The sequence below is a fragment of the Arthrobacter sp. D3-18 genome, assembly GCF_054408525.1.
Genome location: NZ_CP096440.1, coordinates 3,123,442 through 3,143,670, shown reverse-complemented (window position 1 = coordinate 3,143,670; position 20,229 = coordinate 3,123,442). Strand labels below are relative to the sequence as shown.

At 63.6% G+C, this 20,229-nt stretch carries 15 protein-coding genes and 1 tRNA gene; 10 read left to right on the top strand and 6 right to left on the bottom strand.

The annotated features are described in order from the left end of the window. Window positions 1-134: 134 nt before the first annotated feature. Both M1D89_RS16550 and M1D89_RS16545 read right to left on the bottom strand, forming a co-directional pair. Entirely contained in the window at window positions 135-536 is a 402-nt protein-coding gene (locus M1D89_RS16550) for a VOC family protein (RefSeq protein WP_498645139.1), read from the bottom strand. A gap of 145 nt (window positions 537-681) precedes the next feature. Beyond that, window positions 682-1,281, bottom strand: coding sequence for a TetR/AcrR family transcriptional regulator (locus M1D89_RS16545; protein ID WP_026005575.1), 600 nt, complete (start codon window positions 1,279-1,281; stop codon window positions 682-684). Between the two features lie 288 nt (window positions 1,282-1,569). Between M1D89_RS16545 and M1D89_RS16540 the strand changes: the two genes are divergently transcribed. From M1D89_RS16540 to sufU, 10 genes are all read left to right on the top strand, one after another. Further along, window positions 1,570-1,641: transfer RNA gene (locus tag M1D89_RS16540), tRNA-Gln, on the top strand. A gap of 123 nt (window positions 1,642-1,764) precedes the next feature. After that, window positions 1,765-3,264: a bifunctional UDP-N-acetylglucosamine diphosphorylase/glucosamine-1-phosphate N-acetyltransferase GlmU gene (gene glmU, locus M1D89_RS16535; RefSeq protein WP_498645137.1), complete on the top strand. Its 1,500-nt coding sequence runs from the start codon at window positions 1,765-1,767 to the stop codon at window positions 3,262-3,264. Then, the gene (locus tag M1D89_RS16530) at window positions 3,261-4,241 is read left to right on the top strand and encodes a ribose-phosphate diphosphokinase (protein ID WP_011774071.1); all 981 of its coding nucleotides are present in this window, start codon (window positions 3,261-3,263) and stop codon (window positions 4,239-4,241) included. The genes glmU and M1D89_RS16530 overlap by 4 nt, the downstream gene beginning before the upstream one ends. Before the next feature lie 320 nt (window positions 4,242-4,561). Continuing rightward, window positions 4,562-5,137: a 50S ribosomal protein L25/general stress protein Ctc gene (locus M1D89_RS16525; protein ID WP_091466180.1), complete on the top strand. Its 576-nt coding sequence runs from the start codon at window positions 4,562-4,564 to the stop codon at window positions 5,135-5,137. 120 nt (window positions 5,138-5,257) lie between these two features. Further along, on the top strand, window positions 5,258-5,842 hold the full coding sequence (gene pth, locus M1D89_RS16520; RefSeq protein WP_476116047.1) for an aminoacyl-tRNA hydrolase: 585 nt from the start codon (window positions 5,258-5,260) through the stop codon (window positions 5,840-5,842). A gap of 141 nt (window positions 5,843-5,983) precedes the next feature. Further along, the gene (locus M1D89_RS16515; RefSeq protein ID WP_498645132.1) at window positions 5,984-8,716 is read left to right on the top strand and encodes a helix-turn-helix transcriptional regulator; all 2,733 of its coding nucleotides are present in this window, start codon (window positions 5,984-5,986) and stop codon (window positions 8,714-8,716) included. A gap of 41 nt (window positions 8,717-8,757) precedes the next feature. Beyond that, on the top strand, window positions 8,758-11,415 hold the full coding sequence (locus M1D89_RS16510) for an AAA family ATPase (RefSeq protein WP_498645131.1): 2,658 nt from the start codon (window positions 8,758-8,760) through the stop codon (window positions 11,413-11,415). A gap of 471 nt (window positions 11,416-11,886) precedes the next feature. Next, on the top strand, window positions 11,887-14,418 hold the full coding sequence (locus tag M1D89_RS16505; RefSeq protein ID WP_498645129.1) for an AAA family ATPase: 2,532 nt from the start codon (window positions 11,887-11,889) through the stop codon (window positions 14,416-14,418). A 79-nt stretch (window positions 14,419-14,497) separates the two neighbouring features. Next, a complete protein-coding gene (locus tag M1D89_RS16500; protein WP_498645127.1) occupies window positions 14,498-15,823 on the top strand; it encodes a cysteine desulfurase in 1,326 nt (441 codons plus the stop codon). 67 nt (window positions 15,824-15,890) lie between these two features. Further along, complete coding sequence (sufU, locus tag M1D89_RS16495; protein ID WP_498645124.1) at window positions 15,891-16,343, top strand: Fe-S cluster assembly sulfur transfer protein SufU; 453 nt, start codon at window positions 15,891-15,893, stop codon at window positions 16,341-16,343. Between the two features lie 16 nt (window positions 16,344-16,359). On the opposite strand, the gene nhaA is transcribed toward sufU, so the two are convergent. From nhaA to M1D89_RS16475, 4 genes are all read right to left on the bottom strand, one after another. Further along, window positions 16,360-17,691, bottom strand: a complete 1,332-nt coding sequence (nhaA, locus tag M1D89_RS16490) for a Na+/H+ antiporter NhaA (protein WP_498645122.1) — start codon at window positions 17,689-17,691, stop codon at window positions 16,360-16,362. A 158-nt stretch (window positions 17,692-17,849) separates the two neighbouring features. Continuing rightward, window positions 17,850-18,071, bottom strand: coding sequence for an SCO4848 family membrane protein (locus M1D89_RS16485; protein ID WP_498645120.1), 222 nt, complete (start codon window positions 18,069-18,071; stop codon window positions 17,850-17,852). 1 nt (window position 18,072) lies between these two features. After that, window positions 18,073-18,570, bottom strand: coding sequence for a DUF2505 domain-containing protein (locus M1D89_RS16480; protein WP_017199299.1), 498 nt, complete (start codon window positions 18,568-18,570; stop codon window positions 18,073-18,075). 47 nt (window positions 18,571-18,617) lie between these two features. Continuing rightward, window positions 18,618-20,144 carry an SDR family oxidoreductase gene (locus M1D89_RS16475; RefSeq protein ID WP_498645118.1) on the bottom strand — a complete coding sequence of 509 codons (1,527 nt, stop codon included), beginning with the start codon at window positions 20,142-20,144 and terminating at the stop codon, window positions 18,618-18,620. Window positions 20,145-20,229: the final 85 nt, after the last annotated feature.

The window sequence follows — 20,229 nt, the reverse complement described above, 5'->3', positions numbered from 1 at the left end:
CCGTCCGCCGACTACCAACCCTCTCTCACGTCCCGCTGGTTTGAGGCGGACCGTCTCTCACGTCCCGCGGGTTTGGGGTGGACCGTCTCTCACTTCCCTCGGGTTTGGGGCAGGCCGTCTCTCACGTCCCGCGGTTACTGCGATGGTTCGTAGCCTATGAGCCAGTGCAGGCCGTGGCGGTCCACTACCTGGCCGTCTGATGCCCCCCATGGTTTCGGCGCAAGTGGGTCCACGATTCGGCCTCCGTCGGCGAGCTTGCCGAACCATTCGTGAAGGACTGCTGGTTCGGCTGCTCCCAGCAGTGAGAGCATGACTCCTTCGGTGCGTATGCTCTTTTCGCCGTTTGAAGCGTCAGATCCGCCCAATGAAACCACCCCGCTGAGGACCCCGTGGGCGATCGCATCCGAAGGACCGTCGGTGCGATTGAATTCCTCGAAGGTGTACAGGGAAAGGTCTCCACCGAAGATCTTCGCGTAGAAGCCAAGCGCCTCACGAGCCGTTCCGGGGAAACTTACATAGATCTGTGGTGCCGTCATGAGCACATCCTACAAAGTATCAAGCACGTGGGATGTGAGAGAGGGTGGGGCTCAAGCTGGTGGGATGTGAGAGAGGGTGGGGCTCAAGCACGTAGGACGTGAGAGAGGGTGGGGCTCAAGCACGCGGGAGGTGAGAGAGGGTGCGTTAGCCCTCGGAGCGGAGCCCGGGCTCCTTCTGCAGGCCGGTAAGGCCGTTCCACGCAAGGTTCACCAAGTGAGCGGCGACAGCGCGTTTGTCTGGCGTGCGGCTGTCGAGCCACCACTGGCCTGTCATGGCCACCATTCCCACGAGCATCTGTGCATACATGGCTCCGTCCGCGGCGCTGAATCCGCGCCGCGCGAATTCGTCGGAGAGCAGGTGTTCCACACGGGCCGTCACATGCGTGAGCAGCGTCGAGAAGGCGCCCTCGGGCTGTGAGGGCGGGGCGTCGCGCACGAGGATCCGGAAGCCGTCGGTGCGGTCCTCGATATAGCCAAGGAGTGCCAATGCAGCCCGTTCGACCAGTACGCGGGGCTTGGCTTCGGTGCTGAGGGCCTCGGTGATGGAGTCCAGGAGGATCCGGAATTCGGTCTCTACAACCTGGCGGTACAAGCCTTCCTTGGAGCCGAAGTGTTCGTAGATCACGGGCTTGGAGACCCCGGCGGCCGCGGCGATTTCCTCGATGGTGGTGCCATCCAGTCCCCGGGCGGCGAAGAGGGCACGACCGATGCCGACGAGTTGTGATTTCCGCTGCTGTCCGGTCATCCGTATGCGCACTGCCGGGCCTCCGCTGACGTGCTCTGCGGGCTCGGAGGCGGCCGCCGGCCGGGGGAGTTCAGTGCGGTTGCTCACGTGTCCATCATGCCCTAAGTGGCTGCTGGAGCGGGCGCAGGGCGGGTCCTCCAGGGGCGCAAGTGTGAATCGCGGAGCGGCCTCGGGGTGGTCAAGTCGCGAAGCATGCATTGGTCATGGCAAACTAGATTCTTGTGTGTGCATCCCGGTGATCCGGGAAACCCTCCGGGCCGCAAGATCCGGGGGATGAATCATGCACGGTCCGCTCTGGTGTAATGGCAGCACCCCGGCCTTTGGAGCCGTGGAGTATAGGTTCGAATCCTATGGGCGGAACGGTCGGAAAATGCGCTCCTTCTCTGTACCTGTAGCGGCTCTCACGGTGCCTGGGTCCATTGCTGGATGGCGGCATTCCGAAGCCGGGTTACCCGGGACATACCGAGCAAGGAGAGCCAGTACGTGAGCCCCGAAACCACCGGTCCCGCAGCGGTGATCGTTTTGGCCGCAGGTGCCGGAACGCGCATGAAGTCGCGGACTCCCAAAATCCTCCACGAAATCGGCGGCCGCTCCATGGTGGGCCACGCTCTCCTCGCCGCACGTGCCATCAACCCGTTGAAACTGGCCCTGGTTGTCCGCCACGAGCGTGACCGCGTAGCAGAGCACGTTACCGGGCTGGATCCGGAAGCACTCATTGTTGACCAGGACGATGTTCCCGGCACTGGCCGCGCAGTGGAAGTCGCACTCAACGCGCTGGACGCCGACGCCGAACTTTCCGGCACCGTGGTGGTCACTTACGGCGATGTCCCGCTGCTGACCGGTCAACTGCTCGGCGAACTAGTTGCCACGCACGAGGCTGAGGGCAACGCCGTCACGGTCCTCACCGCGGTGCTGGACGACGCAACCGGCTACGGCCGGATCCTGCGCGCCGAAGATGGCACGGTCACCGGTATTCGTGAGCACAAGGATGCCAGCGAGACCGAGCGCACCATCCGCGAGGTCAACTCCGGTATTTACGCGTTCGACGCCGCCGTTTTGCGCACCGCACTGGCAAAGGTCACCACGGACAACGCCCAGGGCGAGATGTACCTGACCGACGTCCTCGGGTTGGCCCGTGACGCAGGCGGCCGGGTTGCCGCCGTCGTGACTGAGGACCGTTGGCAGGTTGAAGGTGCCAACGACCGCATCCAGCTGTCCGCGCTTGGTGCCGAGCACAACCGCCGCATCATCGAGTCCTGGATGCGTGCCGGCGTGACCGTGGTGGATCCCGCCACCACCTGGATTGATTCCACCGTCACGCTCGATGAAGACGTCCGGTTGCTGCCAAACACCCAACTGCACGGTTCCACCACGGTGGCGCGCGACGCCGTCGTGGGTCCTGACACAACTTTGACCGACGTCAACGTTGGCGAGGGCGCAAAGGTGATCCGTACGCACGGTTCGGGTTCCACTATCGGTGCCAAGGCGAGCGTTGGGCCGTTCACGTACCTCCGCCCCGGCACCGTCCTGGGCGAAACCGGCAAGATCGGCGCGTTCTACGAAACCAAGAACGTGACAATCGGCCGCGGCTCCAAACTGTCCCACCTGGGCTACGCCGGTGATGCTGAGATCGGCGAAGACACCAACATCGGTTGCGGCAACATCACCGCTAACTACGACGGCGAGAAGAAGCACCGCACGGTGATCGGCTCGGGCGTCCGCACGGGTTCAAACACGGTCTTCGTGGCACCTGTGACAGTTGGCGACGGCGCTTACAGTGGCGCCGGGGCGGTCATTCGCAAGGATGTTCCCGCGGGCGCCCTCGCGCTCAGCCTGGCCGCACAACGGAACGCCGAAGGCTGGGTAGCAGCCAACCGGCCGGGCACCGCCTCCGCAAAGCTGGCCGAGGCCGCGCAGGAGCTTGCATCCGCATCCACATCTTCACAATCCCCGGCAACCATAGAAGAAGGCAAACAGGCATGAGCGAAATTACCGCACACGGCGAGAAGAAACTGATTCTCGCCGCCGGAAGGGCGCATCCGGAGCTGGCGCAGGAAATCGCGAAGGAGCTGGAGACCGAGCTCCTGCCCATCGACGCCTACGACTTCGCCAACGGGGAAATCTACGTCCGTTCGGCCGAGAGCGTGCGAGGCACTGATGCCTTCGTCATCCAGGCCCACCCGGCTCCGCTGAACAACTGGCTCATGGAGCAGTTGATCATGATTGACTCCCTCAAGCGTGCCTCGGCCAAGAGGATCACGGTTGTTTCCCCGTTCTACCCGTACTCCCGCCAAGACAAGAAGGGCCGCGGTCGCGAGCCCATCTCCGCCCGTCTGGTTGCCGACCTTTACAAGACTGCCGGCGCGGACCGCATTATGTCCGTTGACCTGCACACCTCGCAGATCCAGGGCTTCTTTGACGGTCCTGTTGACCACCTGATGGCCATCCCGCTGCTGGCCGACTACATCCGCACCAAGGTGGAAGCCGACAACATCACGGTTGTTTCGCCTGACACGGGCCGCGTCCGGGTAGCGGAGCAGTGGGCTGAGCGCCTGGGCGGTGCCCCGCTCGCGTTCGTTCACAAGAGCCGCGACCTCACCGTCCCCAACCAGGCGGTCTCCAAGACTGTTGTTGGGCAGGTTGAAGGCCGCACCTGCGTCCTCATCGACGACATGATCGATACCGGTGGAACCATCTCCGGTGCCGTCCAGGTTCTGAAGAACGCCGGAGCCAAGGACGTCATCATTGCCTGCACGCACGCGGTCTTCTCCGATCCTGCTGCGCAGCGCCTCGCTGATTCCGGCGCCCGCGAAGTCGTGGTCACCAACACGCTGCCCATCCCGGCAGAGAAGCGCTTCCCGTCGCTGACGGTGTTGTCGATCGCACCGTTGATTGCCCGCGCCATTCGTGAAGTGTTCGACGACGGTTCGGTCACGAGCCTGTTCGACGGCAAAGCATAACGCCGGACTGCTGAATTTGAGCGGGCCATCCGCCGCCTTCGGGCGCGCGGGTGGCCCGTTTTCATTGCCCGTTTTCAGAAAGGGCGCGAACCGCTGCTAAACTCTTGGGGATACCTTGGCGAGGGAGAGCACATCCGGTTCGCATTTTGTGGACCAGGGTTGCGGGTCTCCGTTATCGACTGGGTCTGCATCTCCTTCAACACAGGCGGAACGGCTGCTCGGCGGCCGATCTCAGCCGGGCGTAGAAGGTCTCCAGACCTCCGCCCTTGCTGATAAACCAGCCCGGACTTCCCGGGTGCCACAGTAATCAAGGAGTACACATGTCTGAGCAGAAGCTCACCGCAGAACTGCGCACCGAATTCGGCAAGGGTTTTGCCCGCCGTGCACGCATGGCCGGCCAGATCCCGGCTGTCATTTACGGCCACGGCGCGGAGCCCATCCACATCAACCTGCCGGGCCGCGCCACCACGCTGGCAGTGCGCGTTTCCAACGCCCTGCTTGCAATCGACGTCGACGGCGAGCAGCACCTGACGCTCGTCAAGGACATCCAGCGCGATCCCGTAAAGCAGATCATCGAGCACGTTGACCTCCAGACCGTGAAGGCCGGCGAGAAGGTTACCGTCGACATCGCCATCCACGTTTCCGGTGAAGTTGCTCCGGGTGCTGTCGCCAGCCTCGAAGCCACCACGGTTTCCCTCGAAGCTGAGGCAACCCACGTTCCCACCGCCGTCGAGGTCAACATTGACGGCCTCAAGGCCGGCGAGAGCATCCACGCCTCCGACCTGGTTCTGCCGAAGGGTTCCATCCTGCTCACCGAAGGCGACACCCTGGTGGTCCGCATCGCTGAAGCCGCTGGTGCTGAAGAAGAAGAGAGCACGGAAGCTGCCGCTGAGTAGTCTTCTGACTGCTTGAGGCTTATGCCGTTGAGTGGCCGGGCACCCTTGGGGTCCCGGCCACTTTCTTCTTTGCCACCCACCATCCCTGCTGATCAACTGAACCCTCCCTAGGATGAGACCATGACTGACACCTGGCTGATTGTCGGCCTCGGCAACCCCGGCAGCGAGTACAGCAACAACCGGCACAACGTTGGCCAGATGGTGCTGGACGAACTGGCTTCCCGCATGGGTGGGAAGTTCAAGGTCCACAAGGCCCGCGCCCAGGTGGTGGAGGGCCGGCTGGGCATCGGAGGTCCTCGCGTCGTGCTCGCAAAGCCCATGACGTACATGAACGTCTCAGGTGGTCCGGTGGCAGGGCTGTGCAACTTTTTCGACATCGCACCGGACCATGTCATAGCCGTCCACGACGAGATCGACATCCCTTTTAACACAGTCAAGCTAAAAATAGGTGGCGGTGAGGGTGGGCACAACGGTCTGCGCGACATCTCCAAGGCACTTGCCACCAAGGACTACCTGCGCGTCCGTGTAGGGGTGGGCCGGCCGCCGGGGCGCATGGAGACGGCCGACTATGTCCTCCGGGATTTCGCTACCGCGGAGAAGAAGGAACTGCCGTTCCTGGTGGACGAAGCGGCTGACGCAGTGGAGCTGCTCATGGATCAGGGCTTGCTCGCCGCGCAACAGAAGCACCACCCTGCCAAAGCTTGAGCAAATCTTGAGGAAAGCCTGAGGAAAGCCTGACGGTCCCGAGGACCTTAAGGCCTACAAACTGTGGGCGCCCGGCGGTAGTGTGCATCTTACGCAAGTAAGCGGTGGGGGACTGTCGCGGATGTGTAGCTAAGGATGCGGATGTCGGCGGAGTTGCTAAACAGGAGCGGGGGAGGCGTAGCGAGAGCTGCGGCTCCCGATCTTGTGGGCGGCCCAACAGACCGTCAAACATGGTCGCTGTTGGCCCGGAGCCACGATTTGTCCAAGGCGGGCAAACACCTCGAATCGCCAGACTCCTACGGTGTGGTCCTTACCGGGGAACGGGGAATCGGTAAATCAGGCCTGGCCAGGGCGGTGGTGTCATCGCTTGGCCCCAAAGTCCACAGCCTCCAGCTGCGCAACACCGTAGCAAGCGGCCAAACCCCCTATGGATGCCTTGGTTTCCTGCTGGCCCGGTTGCCCTCGGGCGCCGTGGGCTCGCCTACGGGCATCCTGCACGCGGTCACGAACCTGATCAGGGCAGAAGCCGCGGGCCGGGATACCGTTTTCATCGTGGATAACGCCGGTGGCATGGATCCCATGAGCACAGGGGTGCTGTTGAACCTCATGGCTACCGGCACCGCGAAGGTCATTGCCACCGTGCAACGCGCCAGCGACCTCCCAGCTGATTTCCATCGGTTGGTCCTTGAGGGAACGCTGGGTGAGGTGCATCTGAACACGCTCAGCGAGGAACAGACCAAGCAGGTCCTCGGCTCGGTCCTGGGGCACTACGTCTCTTCAACACTGGTAGGTTCACTTCACTCCGCCGTGGGGGGCAACCCCATGCTCCTGCATGCGCTTCTCGAGGAGCAGCGACACACGGGCAACCTGGTTCTCAACGACTCCGTCTGGACTCTCCGTGACCGAATCAAACTTGAGGGTGCCACGGTTGTGGAGGACTTTGTCCGCTCCAGACTGGCGCGCGAACCGCAAGCCAGCAGGACCGTCGTCGAAATCCTGGCTTGTGCGCAGCGCGCAACACTGTTGGATCTGGCAGGCATCTTCGGGACCGAAGTTCTGGTGGAGATGGAAGAGTCAGCCCTGCTGACTATTGAAAAGGACGGGGACCACTGGGTTTCGCTTCGGGACCCGTACGTTGGCGAGGTGGTGCGGGGCTGGTTGAGTACCCGCCGTATGCGTGAGCTGCGGTTGATGCTGCACGGCCCCAAAGAGCCTGAACTCCAAGCCCTGGCACCGCAGGACCTCCTGAGCTATGCGGCGTGGATGCATGCCTCCGAGGACGAACCCGCGCCGTCACCCGCTCATGCACTTGCGGCCGGGCGGGCCGCCTTGGATGACTATGACCCCAACTTCGCCATTCAATGCACGCTGTCACTGGACCCGAAGGACAGCGAATGGGTGCCCGGACAACGGCTCAAAGCTGCGGCCTACCTCTTGCTGGACCTGCCGTTGCACGCGGCCCAAGCGTTGGATGAGGTGTCCGATTCCCACATCGCGGTTTTGGAGCCGTTGGAGTTCGCTGAAGTCATCGCCGCAAAATGCCAGGCGATGACGTGGATCGACGGTCGGTCAGGAATGGTGCCGGGAGTTATCGCCGCCGGGCTGGAGACGCTCGAAGCCAAGGCCGGGGACTATCCGGCACAGGCCATGGCCGCGGCGCGCAACCGACTCCGGCTATGCAGCTACGAGTACCAAACCTACATGGGTGACTACGCCGCCATGATTGACGCGTTGGAGGAGGAACAGGCCAAGGATCCCGCGGAGGACCGTGAACACTGGCTCAAGTCATCCTTCTTCCTGATCGAGGCCCGCTGCATGCTGGGCAGGGAGTTGGAGGCACAACAACTCGCGCGAACCGTTTCACGGCACTTGGGGGACACGGACCGCCCCGCACAGCTGGAGGAATCCTTCGCCAGGCACGCGTTCCTGGTCCTCCTGTTGTCCGGGCAATGGCGGAAGTGCATCGAGCTCATGCGCCGCACACCCTCAGGGTCCTCACGACTTCAATACCGGGGTGCGCTCACCGAACTGGGAGTTGGGCTCGCGTTCGCTTATGCCGGCAAGCCCGCCAGCGCAATCGAGCCCCTGCGTTCGGCCGTTGCCCAACTGGAGCTCCGGCCCAGCATGAACATGAACAAGGTTGCCTATGCAGCCACCGCTTTTGCCTACGCTCAACTGGGCAATTCCGTGGAGGCAGGCCGCTACCTGGACCTCTACAGAACCTGCAGGGGAGTGGGGACATATTTCTCCGAATCCGTCGCTGAGTTCTGTGCGGAGATGGCCGGGCGGTGGATGGGCGACCCTGACGTGAAGCAGCGGCTCCTGGCCCGGGTACGCACAGACATCGAGCAGCAGCGCTTCACCACGGCCGGCATCTACCTTTTTGGTGCCACCGTGGAAGGCACGGATGAGGAATACCGCTTGCTGGAGGATATTGCCGGCCGTCGCCAAGGGCCTTTGGCCAGGATCTCCGGCGACCTTGCACGTGGTGCCCTGACCAAGAGCTCCCGCTCGTTGCTGGCGGCTGCTGATGCCGCAGCATCCCTTGACCTGTTGGTGGTGGAAGCCCGGTGCGTGGCCATGGCACTCGATTACGCCAGGGACGCCGGGGAAACAACAGCAGCCCGAACGGCGCAGCTGAGGCTTGAACGGCTGGAACATTCGGTCCCTGCATTGCCGATCCAGCCACGCAGCGACGCGCCGGTGTTGACCGAACGGGAACGCCAAATTGCTAAACTCGCGGGAAAGGGTGTCAGCAACCGTGAAATCGCGATGGATATTGGGGTGTCTGTGCGAACTGTAGAAGGTCATCTGTATCAGGTGTTCACCAAGCTCGGCGTATCGTCTCGGGGCGAGCTCAATGGACTGCTGTGAGGCAAGCGGCGAAACTTCCGTAGACATGGTGTGGGTTGCCCATGCAGGCTGAGCACCTTGTAGGGCGGGACGCCGAATTGGACCTGTCCATGGAGATTCTGCGGCAGGAAGGCGCCGGGGCCGTGCTCCTGGTTGCTGATCCCGGCATCGGCAAGACCGCATTGGCAGCCGAAATCGCAGCGCGGCTGGCTGGGGAAATGGTGGTGATGCGGGTTCATGGGAGTCCCGCATTGTCCGCCGTGCCCTACGGCGTCCTTGCCCCGTACTTGCTGGATCTTCCTGTTGAGCAGGCGACGTCGCCTGTGGCGATCCTGCGTGAGTTCTGGTCCCAGTTTGAGAAGCGGCGTGGCGGCGAAGGAGCGCGCCTGCTGTTGATTGTGGACGACGCACACGACCTCGATGAAGGTAGTACGCAGATTCTGGCCGAGCTGGTCACTGCGGGTTGGGCGCGGCTCGTAGCCACCAGCAGGCCCAGGCCGGGTTTGCCCGCGGCCCTGCTTCAACTCTGGTATGACGGACTCGCGGAACGGCTGGAGCTCCACCCGCTGGACAAGCAAACGGTCACTGAGCTGGCAGAAAAGACGCTCGGCGGGACCGTCATGTCCAGCGCGGCTGAGGTCCTGCACTCTGCGTCCGAAGGCAACCCATTGCTGCTTCACTGCCTCCTTGAGGACTCAAAGTCTGAGGGAAACCTGGTACGGCGGAACGGGGTCTGGCTCCTGACCCGAGCACTCTCCGGCAGGGGGGAAAGCCTGGCGGAGGTTGTCCGCAACAGGGTACTCCGGACCAGCGAGGCCGAACGGGAGGCGATGTACATCATTGCCCTGTCCGAGCCTGTCCCTGCCGCTGTGCTGGATACGCAGGTTGGCAGGGACACTGTTCGGGCATTGATGGACAGCCGGCTTGTATTCTCCGCCAATGGAGCTGGCGGGCCCCTCAAGTTGTGGCACCCCATGTACAGTGAGGCGCTCCGCAAGATCGTTTCGCCTGCCCGCAGCCTCCAAATCCGCCAGCGCATGGAGCAGCAATTGCCTGCTGAACCGTCCACAGCCGAGGGGCTGCTCCGGATGGTGAGCTGGGCACTGGACTGTGGTGCCGACGTCGATGATGAACGGCTGCTGCAGGCAGCAGTCCTGGCTGCCAAGCTGCTCCAGAATCCGCTCGCGATAGCGGCAGCGGGCAAGGTTCGATCGGAGGCGCTCCGTCCGCGGGCCAGCGCGGTCATGGCCATGGTCCATTACAACGACGGCGGCTACCGCACTGCCGTCCGGTTGCTGGAGGAAGGCTCTGGGTTCCTGGACGCTGATCCGTCGAGGCCTATGGGTGCAGGCCTTCTATGGGCTGCCGCGCGCACTGCCGCGGGCGATCCGTCAGCGGACATCGTGGCTGATGCGCGGACCGCTGCCAAAGCCCTGACGGGTGAGCGGGAGATCTCGGACCCGGTTGTCCAGCAAGTCGAAAGGCACGTGCGGGCGCTGGAATTGGCAGTACTCGCCAATGACGGCCGCTATGAGGAACTCCGTGAGGGCCTGGACCGGTTCGCTGAAGCGCTAGGGTCTGATGGACCTGACCTTGCCATGAACCGGATTTTCCTGTTGGCGATGCAGTGTGAGCTCCTGACGGTGGAGGGACAAGCCGTGCAGGCTTTGGAAGCTGGCCGGGAAGCCTTGCTGCTGTTGGAAGAGGACAACGACTTCCTGTACTTCAGCGACTTTGTTCTGCTGCGCTACGCCCTTGCCGCCTTGGAATCCGGAGACTGGGAAACGGCCGTTACAGCCCTTGACCGGTACGCCGTCGGTTCGGCCGCGGGACTCATCTATTTTGGTGGAGGCATTGAAGCGCTCAAAGGCATGTCACTGCTGCGCCAGGGCCGGCTGGAACAGGCCACGGAGCTGCTGGCGCCCACCGTCGAGGCGCTGCGGGTCAGGGACCCCCTGCAGTTGCGAAGCCTTGGTAACGCCTTGGCGTTCTACGCCGCAGCCAAGTCCGGCGACACACAGCTCGCCCGGCGCTTGGAAAGCGAACAAGGAGGGGCAGCCGGAGCAGGCGCCTTCGTGGAGGCCCTCGCCGAACTGTTCAGGCTTGCAGGGCAGGAACTTCTCAGCAAAGGCACAGGGCTGCAGAAATTGAGCCGACTTCCGGAATCCGGATATCTGCATCGGTTGCCGGGCATTCTGATGCAAAACCTGGTGCTCAGGGCCGAGCTCGGGGACGTTGAGGCCATGGAATCCATCCAGGAAACGGCGTCGTCGATGGCGGGAGGCTGGGCCGGGGGCTGGCAGTCGCTTGCGGCGGCACAGTTGCGCGGTGAGGGCCAAGGGCTCGTGAATGCGGGCAATCTCCTGGCTGCTTCCGGGATGCCCGGACCTGCCGCGGTGGCCTTCGACAGAGCTGCTGTGACCTTCGATGCTGAAGGAAAACGGCCCGAGGCGCGGCAAGCAGCTGTACTGCGCGATGTCAGCGAGGCCAGCCTGGGGGATGCCCTGGTTCACGACCCGCACACGGAGGCGGACCGATCCGTGCCACTGACCCGACGCGAGCAGGACATCGTGGCATTGGCCGTCTCAGGACTGACCGACCGCCAGATCGCCGAGAAGCTCATGGTGTCGGTCCGGACCGTGGAAGGTCATTTATACCGGAGCTACGCCAAACTGGGTATCCGGCGGCGTGAAGATCTGGGTGCGGCCGTCCGTCACTGACGCGCGCTGCTAAGTACCCCCTTCAAGGCCTTCCAGCCCACCTGCCCCCGGAATCCCGCGGAATTTACCCAATCAATGGAGTAATGCGCGGGTATTCCGTGTCGAAACCAAGTAGTGCCCCCTCCGGGGACTGAGTACAACAGAGTATCGCGGCACCAAAAGCTGCCCGCTTTTCGAGTACCAACTACTGATGTACGCGATCCTGCGCCCCGGCAATATTGATCTTGGAAGAACGGTTCAGCCCCAAGCATCACCGGGATTCCGGAAGTCGCATCACCCGCATCGGAGGTCTCTTGAGCCGATGCTCCGGCCGCCGAAAGGTGGTCCGGCCCTGTACGAAGCCGGCGGCGACAGAGTCTTCTGAGACCGAGACTCTCCCCCCAGCCGCCGCCGGCTTCTAGGCCAGGGACCCCGCGAACCGCGGACCCCTAACCCCTCCCGCATGATGGGACTGCTGCCATTGGAGTGTGCATGTTGCCGGACCCCTGGCTGGACGAAGACACCGTCACAGCAGGGCTGAGGCCATCAACACTTCCGGACAGGGCGCAGCTGCTCGACCTCATCCTCTCCGCCGTTCCATCGGCCTCCACCAGTGGCATCGTGGTGGTGGGAGAGCGGGGCTCGGGAAAGAGCCACCTTTTACTCTCCCTCAAAGAGGGGCTCCCCAAAACCGTGGATGTCCGCACTTTCACGGGAAAGCCGGAACTCAGGGCTCTCCACTTCGGCGCATTGGGAGCCGTTTCCACCGGCGAAGGGGAGGAGGCTGTTGCTCCGGGCCTTCACGTCCTGCGGGCCCTCACCAATACTCTGGGGCCAGCCGACTACTTGTATACACCTCCGCTTGGACGACGCCGGAACAAGCGGCACGGTCAACCGGCACGGCCGCAGCTGGTCCTGTTGGTGGACGACATCCACCACATCGATCCCGCCTCACTGGCCGTCCTGCTGCAGCTCATCCCGGGCTTCGGTGCAACCTTGGTGGCTACGGCGGAAAGCCGCTATCCCCTTCCGCAGGACCTCTACCAGCTCTGGGAAGACGGCTTCCTGGAGCAGTACTTCCTGCCGCCCTTCAGCTTCAAGGAAGCTCATGCTCTGTGCGAGACCGTCTTGGGCGGACAGGTCCAGCGACGCGCGAGCAGCCTTCTCGCTGCCATGAGTGGCTTCAACGTTGGATTGCTTTGCCTCGCGGTGAATGATGCCCGCCGCGCCGGTTTCCTGGTACAGGTGGATGGATTCTGGACTATCGATGTCCGGGCGCACTGCGACTGGCCCAGCGTGGTTGAGCATGTCCGGGCGGAGAATGTTGCCCGCCCGCCGGAAGAACGCCAAGCGCTGGAACTCATCGCACTGGCCGAGCCGGTGGCGTTGGAGGTGGTGGAGCGCCACTTCGGGCAGAAAGCCACGGAGCATCTCTTGACGAACCATGACATCAGGTTGTTGCCGGGCCGGCCCCTGCTGATCCGTACAAGTTCGTGGCTGCGCGGCGAAGGAACCCGTTTGTCCGTGCCGCGCTCCCGGAGCATGGTGCTGCGACTGGGTTTGGAAGAGCCGGTGCTGACTACGGAGACGGCCCCCGCCATGCTGCGATGGATGACATGGACCCTCGACTGCGGCTTGAGCCTCTCCGACGAGCTTCTCTTGGCCGCCGCTCCCGCCGCTGACAGGCCGTCCACCGCCGAACTCGCCCGGAGGGCCGCCTCAGCAGTGACGGGCGAGGACCATGCTGACGAAGCCCGACTGCTGAGCGCGCGGGCGCTGATCGCCGAGGGCCAGCTCGTGGAAGCAGCTCCGGAACTTCGGCGCCTGGCGGCCGCGGGTGGGTCCCTTGGAGTAAAGGTGGACGCCGCACACCGGCTCATGGCCCTCGGGTTGTTGGGTGCCGCGCCCGGTGCCATGCTTCTTGACGCGGAGCCTGCTGAGTTGCAGCACGTGGGGCAGGCGCTTTCCCTCCAGGGCTCCGAGGAACCCACTGACCCTGCTGCCCTGATCATGTGGAAGGTGCGGGAAGCGGAGCGCCTGCTGCTTTCCGGGGCGGCGCCCGAAGCGCTGCAAAGCTCGTCTGTTGCGATGGAAACCATCAGCGCTGACCCGGCTATGGAGATGTTCCTGCCTGGGGCACTGCTCCGGCATGTCGTGAGTCTCCGGTACAACCTGGCATGGGGACTTGTTGACCCGCTCTTAGACTGTCCCGCCGATTACGCCATGCCGATGCACCTTTCGGCATGCCTGGACGTCGCCCGGGGCTACATCCAGCTGAGCCAGGGGCTACCGCGTGCGGCCCGCGCCACCTTGGAACCCGTCGTCGCTGAACTGCACGACGCCGGCCTACCGCCAGTGCTCGCTCTGGCTGCCGCCCTGCTGGCCTACTGCGAGGCTTTGTGTGGGAACCCGCGGCAGGCCATGGCCAAGGTCGGGCAGGGCATGGCCGCGCAGGAAGCTGCTCAGGAAGCCTCACGGGAAGCTTCGCAGGAACCCGCGCGGGATGCCGCTCCGAACACCGCACGCCCTGATGACCTCCTTCTACAGCTCAGCGCCGTGTATATCGCGGCAGCACAGGACCAAGCCGCCGGCACGTCAATTCATCTGTTGGCTCTGGCAGAAAAATTTCGCTCCCAAGGAAGCACACTGATGGAGGCGGAGGTGTTGTCGCTCCTGACACTTAACGCGGGCTGTGCCGCCGTCGACGATCCTGGGATCCTGCCCCGCCTGAGCGCTCTGGCCGCCACCCTTCACGGCCCCGGCGGTGCGGCGCTCCGAAAGTTCGCAGCGGCCTTGACGGACAACGACCCCAAGGCACTGGAGTCGGCTGGGAGGAGCCTGTCCGCGGACCGGCAGTTTGCCCATGCTGCGCTTTGCTATTCGCGGGCAGCCAGTGGTTACGAAGCCAGGACGCGCGCTGCAGCGAGTCGTCGGGCCTCGGTGCTCGTCGAGCGGCTCCGGACTGCCTTCGACAGCGGGATGGTTCCACCGCTGGGATGGGTGCCGGGGCGGGCCGGCAGCTGACGTGCTGTACAGCACACCGCGGGGTAGGGGCCAGCGTGGGATAATGAGGAGTCCCTGAAGGATTTCCAAGGAGCGCCCCTTGACTGCCGTATCAACTCCCGCCTCACTGCAGCGGTCCATGCACGCCATGGACAACGCGGAGGTGATGCGGATCCGGAACGATTTCCCGGTGCTGGACCAGATGGTCAACGGCAAACCCTTGATCTACCTTGACTCCGGCGCTACCTCGCAAAACCCGCTGAGCGTTATCGAAGCGGAGCAGGAATACTACGAGCAACGCAACGCCGCCGTCCACCGCGGCGCCCACCACCTTGCGGTAGAAGCCACCGAGGTCTTTGAGGACGCACGACAGACCGTGGCGGACTTTATTGGCGCACAGTATGAGGAAACCGTCTGGACCTCGAATGCCACGGAGGGCCTCAACCTCATCAGCTACGCGCTATCCAACGCCGCCCTGTGGGCTTCCCAAGGACGTGGTGGTTCGGCCCTGAAGGACCTCGCGATCGGTCCGGGCGACGAGATCGTCGTCACCGAAATGGAGCACCACGCAAACCTCATCCCTTGGCAGGAACTCGCCTTCCGGACCGGTGCTACGCTCAAGTACATCCCCGTGACTGACGACGGGATCCTGGGGCTTGATGCTGCCGCTGAAATCGTGGGCGAGCGAACCAAACTCCTGGCCTTCACCCATGCATCGAACGTCCTGGGCACCATCAACCCGGTAGCAGAACTGGTAGCCATAGCCCGCCGTGTGGGAGCTTTGGTGGTCCTGGACGCTTGCCAGTCCGTTCCGCACATGGCCGTTGACGTCAAGGAACTGGACGTCGATTTCGCCGTTTTCTCCGGCCATAAAATGCTGGCCCCCACCGGCGTGGGAGTGCTGTACGGGAAGCAGGAGCTCTTGGATGTCCTGCCGCCTTTCCTGACGGGCGGGTCCATGATCACCACGGTCACCATGGAACGGGCCGAATACTTGCCGGCACCACAGCGGTTCGAGGCCGGGACCCAGCGGATCTCCCAGGCTGTTGCGCTGGCAACTGCCGTGAACTACCTCACCGAGACGGGAATTGACCGCATCCATGCGTGGGAAACGGAGCTTGGCCAGCGCCTGGTTAAGGGGCTGGAAAGCATCGACGGCATTCGCGTGGTGGGTCCGGCGTCCGGTTCTGAACGAATCGGACTGGCAGCCTTCGACGTCGCCGGGGTCCACGCCCACGACGTCGGACAGTTCCTTGATGACCGCGGCATCGCCGTTCGCGTGGGCCACCACTGCGCCCAGCCGCTGCACCGCCGGCTCGGACTCACCGCCACCACCCGCGCGAGCACGTACCTCTACAACACCACGGACGACGTCGATGCTTTCCTCGACGCCGTTTCCGGTGTCCGGGCTTACTTCCAAGCCTGACACGCGGCGCCGGCCCGCGGCCGTGCAGCGGTTAACCAACGATTTCCCAGAAGAGGCAATAGGCATCATGAGTCTTGACCAGCTGTACCAGCAGATCATCCTGGACCATTCCAAGCAGCGGCACGGCAGCGGCCTTGCCGGAACCGAGGCTCCGGACGGTACATCCACCGGTCAATCGCACCAGCTGAACCCCGTGTGCGGGGATGAAGTGACGCTGCGGCTGGCGGTGTCCGATGGAACCGTCCAACAGATCAGCTGGGACGGTGCTGGCTGCTCCATCTCCATGGCTTCTGCCTCGGTGCTCAGCGACCTGGGGGAGGGCCTGTCCGTGGAGGAACTGCACTCCGTCATTGATAACTTCCGCGAGGTTCTGCGTTCCCGCGGAAAGGTCCAGGCTGACCCGGAGATTCTGGGCGATGCCGCTGCCTTCGAAGGAGTGGCCCGCTACGCCGCCCGCGTGAAATGCGCCATGATTTCCTGGGTCGCTGCCGAGGACGCGCTAAACCAAGCCACCGCGTAACAGCAGTACCTCCTCGTTAGGCGCGCGCAAAGACGTCAGGGACGCCGTCGCCGTCGTCGTCCCGTTCTTCATCTGCCTGGACCTGGCGGTAGCGTCGATTGCGGGCCTTGAGCACGACGGCGGCCAGCAGCGCCGAGATCAGGGAACCTGCCAGGATGGCAACCTTGGCGTGGTCATTATGGGCAGAGCCGGCGCCGAAGCTCAACTCGCCGATCAGCAACGAGACAGTGAAACCGATGCCGGCCAGCAGTGCCAGCCCGAAGAGGTCGATCCAGGCGATGCTGGAATCCAGGCTTGCGCGGGTGGTTTTGGTGACCAGGAACGTGGTGCCGAAGACACCCACGGCCTTGCCTACCACCAACGCTGCCACGATGCCCAAAGCCACCGGATCCCTGAGGGCGGCCCCCATGCCGTCCAACCCTCCCAAGGCAACGCCCGCCGAGAAGAACGCGAAGACGGGCACGGCGAAGCCTGCCGAGAACGGGCGTAGTTTGTGTTCGAGGTGCTCGGCCAGGCCCTCGGCCGGTTCTCCCTTTTTGCCGCTGGCGAGGACCGGAACGGCGAAGCCCAACAGCACTCCTGCCACGGTGGCGTGAATGCCGGAGGCGTGAACGAAGCCCCAGGTGGCCAAGGCGAGCGGCAGCAGGAGATACCAGCTGCGGATCCGCTTCTGGACAAGGAAAGTGAAGAGAGCCAGTGGGACCAGGGCAGCCAAAAGCATGAGGGGCTGGAGCCCGCTGGAGTAGAAGAAGGCGATGATGCCGATGGCGATGAGGTCGTCCACCACTGCGAGCGTCAGCAGGAATGTCCGGAGCGCGGCGGGCAGATGCGTGTTGATGACGGCCAGCACTGCAAGGGCGAAGGCGATGTCCGTGGCCGTGGGAATGGCCCACCCTTTGAGTGTTTCTCCAGCCGTTCCGATGTTGAACAGAACGTAGATCAGGGCGGGAACTACCACTCCGCCAACGGCAGCGGCCACCGGGACCACTGCCCGGGCAGGTTTCCGGAGTTCCCCGGCTACGAATTCGCGCTTGAGTTCGAGTCCCGCGAGGAAGAAGAACACCGCCAGCAAACCATCTGAAGCCCAATGGCCCAGGCTCAGCTCAAGATGCCAGGGTTCATAGCCGATCTTGACGTCGCGGAGTGCGAAATAGCCGTCTGCTGCAGGGGAGTTCGCCCAGATGAGCGCCACCACTGTGGCTGCCAGGAGGAGGGCGCCGCCAACTGTCTCCGTGCGGAGGATCGAAAGGATCCTGCGGTACTCGGGGTAGCTGGAGCGTGAAAAAACTTTGCCGGTCTGGTTCCGGGACTGACCTGGTGGCTGCGGCTGGCTGGTCGGCTGGGGCACAGGGGCTCCTTGTAAGTGGGCGGGCATTTGCGGGTACTGCAAAAGAACCGCCGACCAGACTTCCCGGCACACCAATATCCATCTTACCCAAGTAGGTAGCAGATCAGGCCGTTTTGAACGCTCCAAACGGCCTGATCTGCGACTTAGTTGGGTGAAACTCAGGCGACCATGCCCGCGATCCCGATGGCCGCCGTCGCAAGTCCGAGCACCATGGAAATGGTGACCAGCACAACGTGGACCGTGAGGAACTTGGTGGCCTTCCCGGCAGCATCGCGGGCGCGCGGGTCCTTCATGACACGCTTCAGGAACTGCGGCCACACCACCAAGGACCAGACACCCGCGACGATCAGGACAACCGCCAGGATTGCGGGGATTTCCACGCTAGTGGCTTTCGAGCCAGGCCTGAGCCTGCTGCGACTGAATGCCCAAAGCCTTGCCCACCATGGGCTCGGCGGCATCAGCGATCTTGCCGCCAAGGAACGGAACCGAGGAGGTCACGTTGCCTTCGAGCTCGATCCGGGTGCTACCACCCTCGGCAACAAGGCGCTGGACCGCGGTGACGTCAAGCGGAGCGCCCGAGATCTTCAGGGCAATCGTGCTGGACCGGGAACCGTCGGCAGCCGGGGCTTCCCACTTCTCGGTCTGGGTCACCTTCAGCGTTTCGCCGACGAACTTGCGGGCGATGTCCGGCAGGCGCGTGGTGGGCAGGGTGCGAACCGTGGTGGTGGTGAAAGCGCCGGCAGTGTCGCCGTCAACGGTGAACGATTCCAAGGAGCCGCCCACGTATTCGCTGGTGTGACGCAGGAAATCTTCGTTGACGAAGACAGCAGCTACGCGGTCAACGCTGTGGGGCAGGGTGGTGGATGCACTCAGGGCCATGGGTCCTCCGTGGATGGTTGTGGTGAAGCTTTTTAGCTCCCAACATCCTACGGGGTCCGGGTGGACACGACTGAACCGGCCTCCTGGAGGGTAGTGGCCGCGGCCGAAATGTTGCGGGCCATTGAGGGAAAAATGAACCCGTGGAAGGGATACACGCCCAGCCAGTAAAGCCTTCCCGCCAAGCCGCGCGGGAAGAAGATGGCGCGTTGCTTATAGAGGCTGCCGTCACCGTCGGGCTCCACTGCCAACTCAAGCCAAGCGCCGCCGGGGGCGCGCATCTCGGCGCGCAACCGCAACAGGTGTCCGCGGTCAATGGCCTCCACCCGCCACCAATCCACCACTTCACCTGTGTTCAGGGTCTTCGGGTGCCGGCGACCCCTCAACAGCCCTGCACCACCCTGCAACTTGTCCAGCCAACCCCGGACCCGCCAAGCCAAGGGAAGGGAATACCAGCCGTTTTTGCCACCGATGCCCTCAATGATCGTCCAGACGTGCTCCGGCTTGGCCTCGCTGTGGAAGGTCCGTTCGTCAAGGAACACCTTGTAACCGGCCCAGTCGGGATCGCTCGGCAGGGGATCGGCGTCAATGCCCGCGTTCGCCCACGTCGTCTCAACCTGCCCGTCCCGTTCCTTGCCCAACGCCAAGGCGACGGCGCGCCGGTAGGGAGTCAGGCCGCCGTCGGGCTGGGGAATGTAATCGTCGACGTCGTGCTCCCGCGACACCGCGTCGTGTTGCAGCGACTGCACCAAGGGCAGCGACATGGACAGCGGAAAGGGCGTCACCAGGGCTACCCACAAGCCCGCGAGCTTGGGGGCAGGCACCGGAAGCGCGACCACCAGCCGCCGGGGGAGCCCACGCTCCACGGCGTACTCGTTCATCATGTCCTTGTACTTCAGGACATCCCTGGAACCGACGTCGAAGGAACGGTTCAGCTTCTCCGGGAGTGCGGCCGCGGCAACAAGATAATGGAGAACGTCACGGACGGCGATGGCCTCCACACGGTTATTAACCCAGCTGGGCGCAGGCATGACCGGCAGGGTTTCGGCGAGGTGGCGGATCATCTCGAAAGACGCCGAACCCGAACCGATCACCACACCGGCCTGGAACACGATGGAGTCGACCCCAGACTCGAGGAACACACGGCCCACGGTCTCCCGGGACCGCATATGGATGGAAAGCTCCGCGTTTTCCGGGTGCAGGCCGCCGAGGTAGACGATCCTGTCCACGCCCGCATCCGTGGCCGCACGCGCCACGAGCCTCGCCATCGCTTCTTCCTTGGCTTCAAACCCACTGCCGGAGGCCATCGAGTGGACCAAGTAGTAGAGGACATCCACTCCGGTCAGCGCACTAGACAGGCTTTGGGCATCGGACAGGCTGTCCTGGACAATCTCCACCTGATCGTGCCAGGGGACGTCGGCAATCTTCTGTGGTGTGCGGATCAGGACCTTGACCCTGTGACCGGCTTCGAGGAGCCGCGGGACCAACCGCCCGCCGATGTAGCCCGTGGCACCGGTGACCAGCACCGTCTTGGTGTCCTGCGGGGTATTGGAATGCGTAGCTTCCGAAGGCTGCAAAGGAACTCCTGTGGCTGGGGGTAGAGGTAGGCTGGAATGACCCGGCATTCATCTGAATTTCCGGGCATTTGTGTTGCCTGCCCTT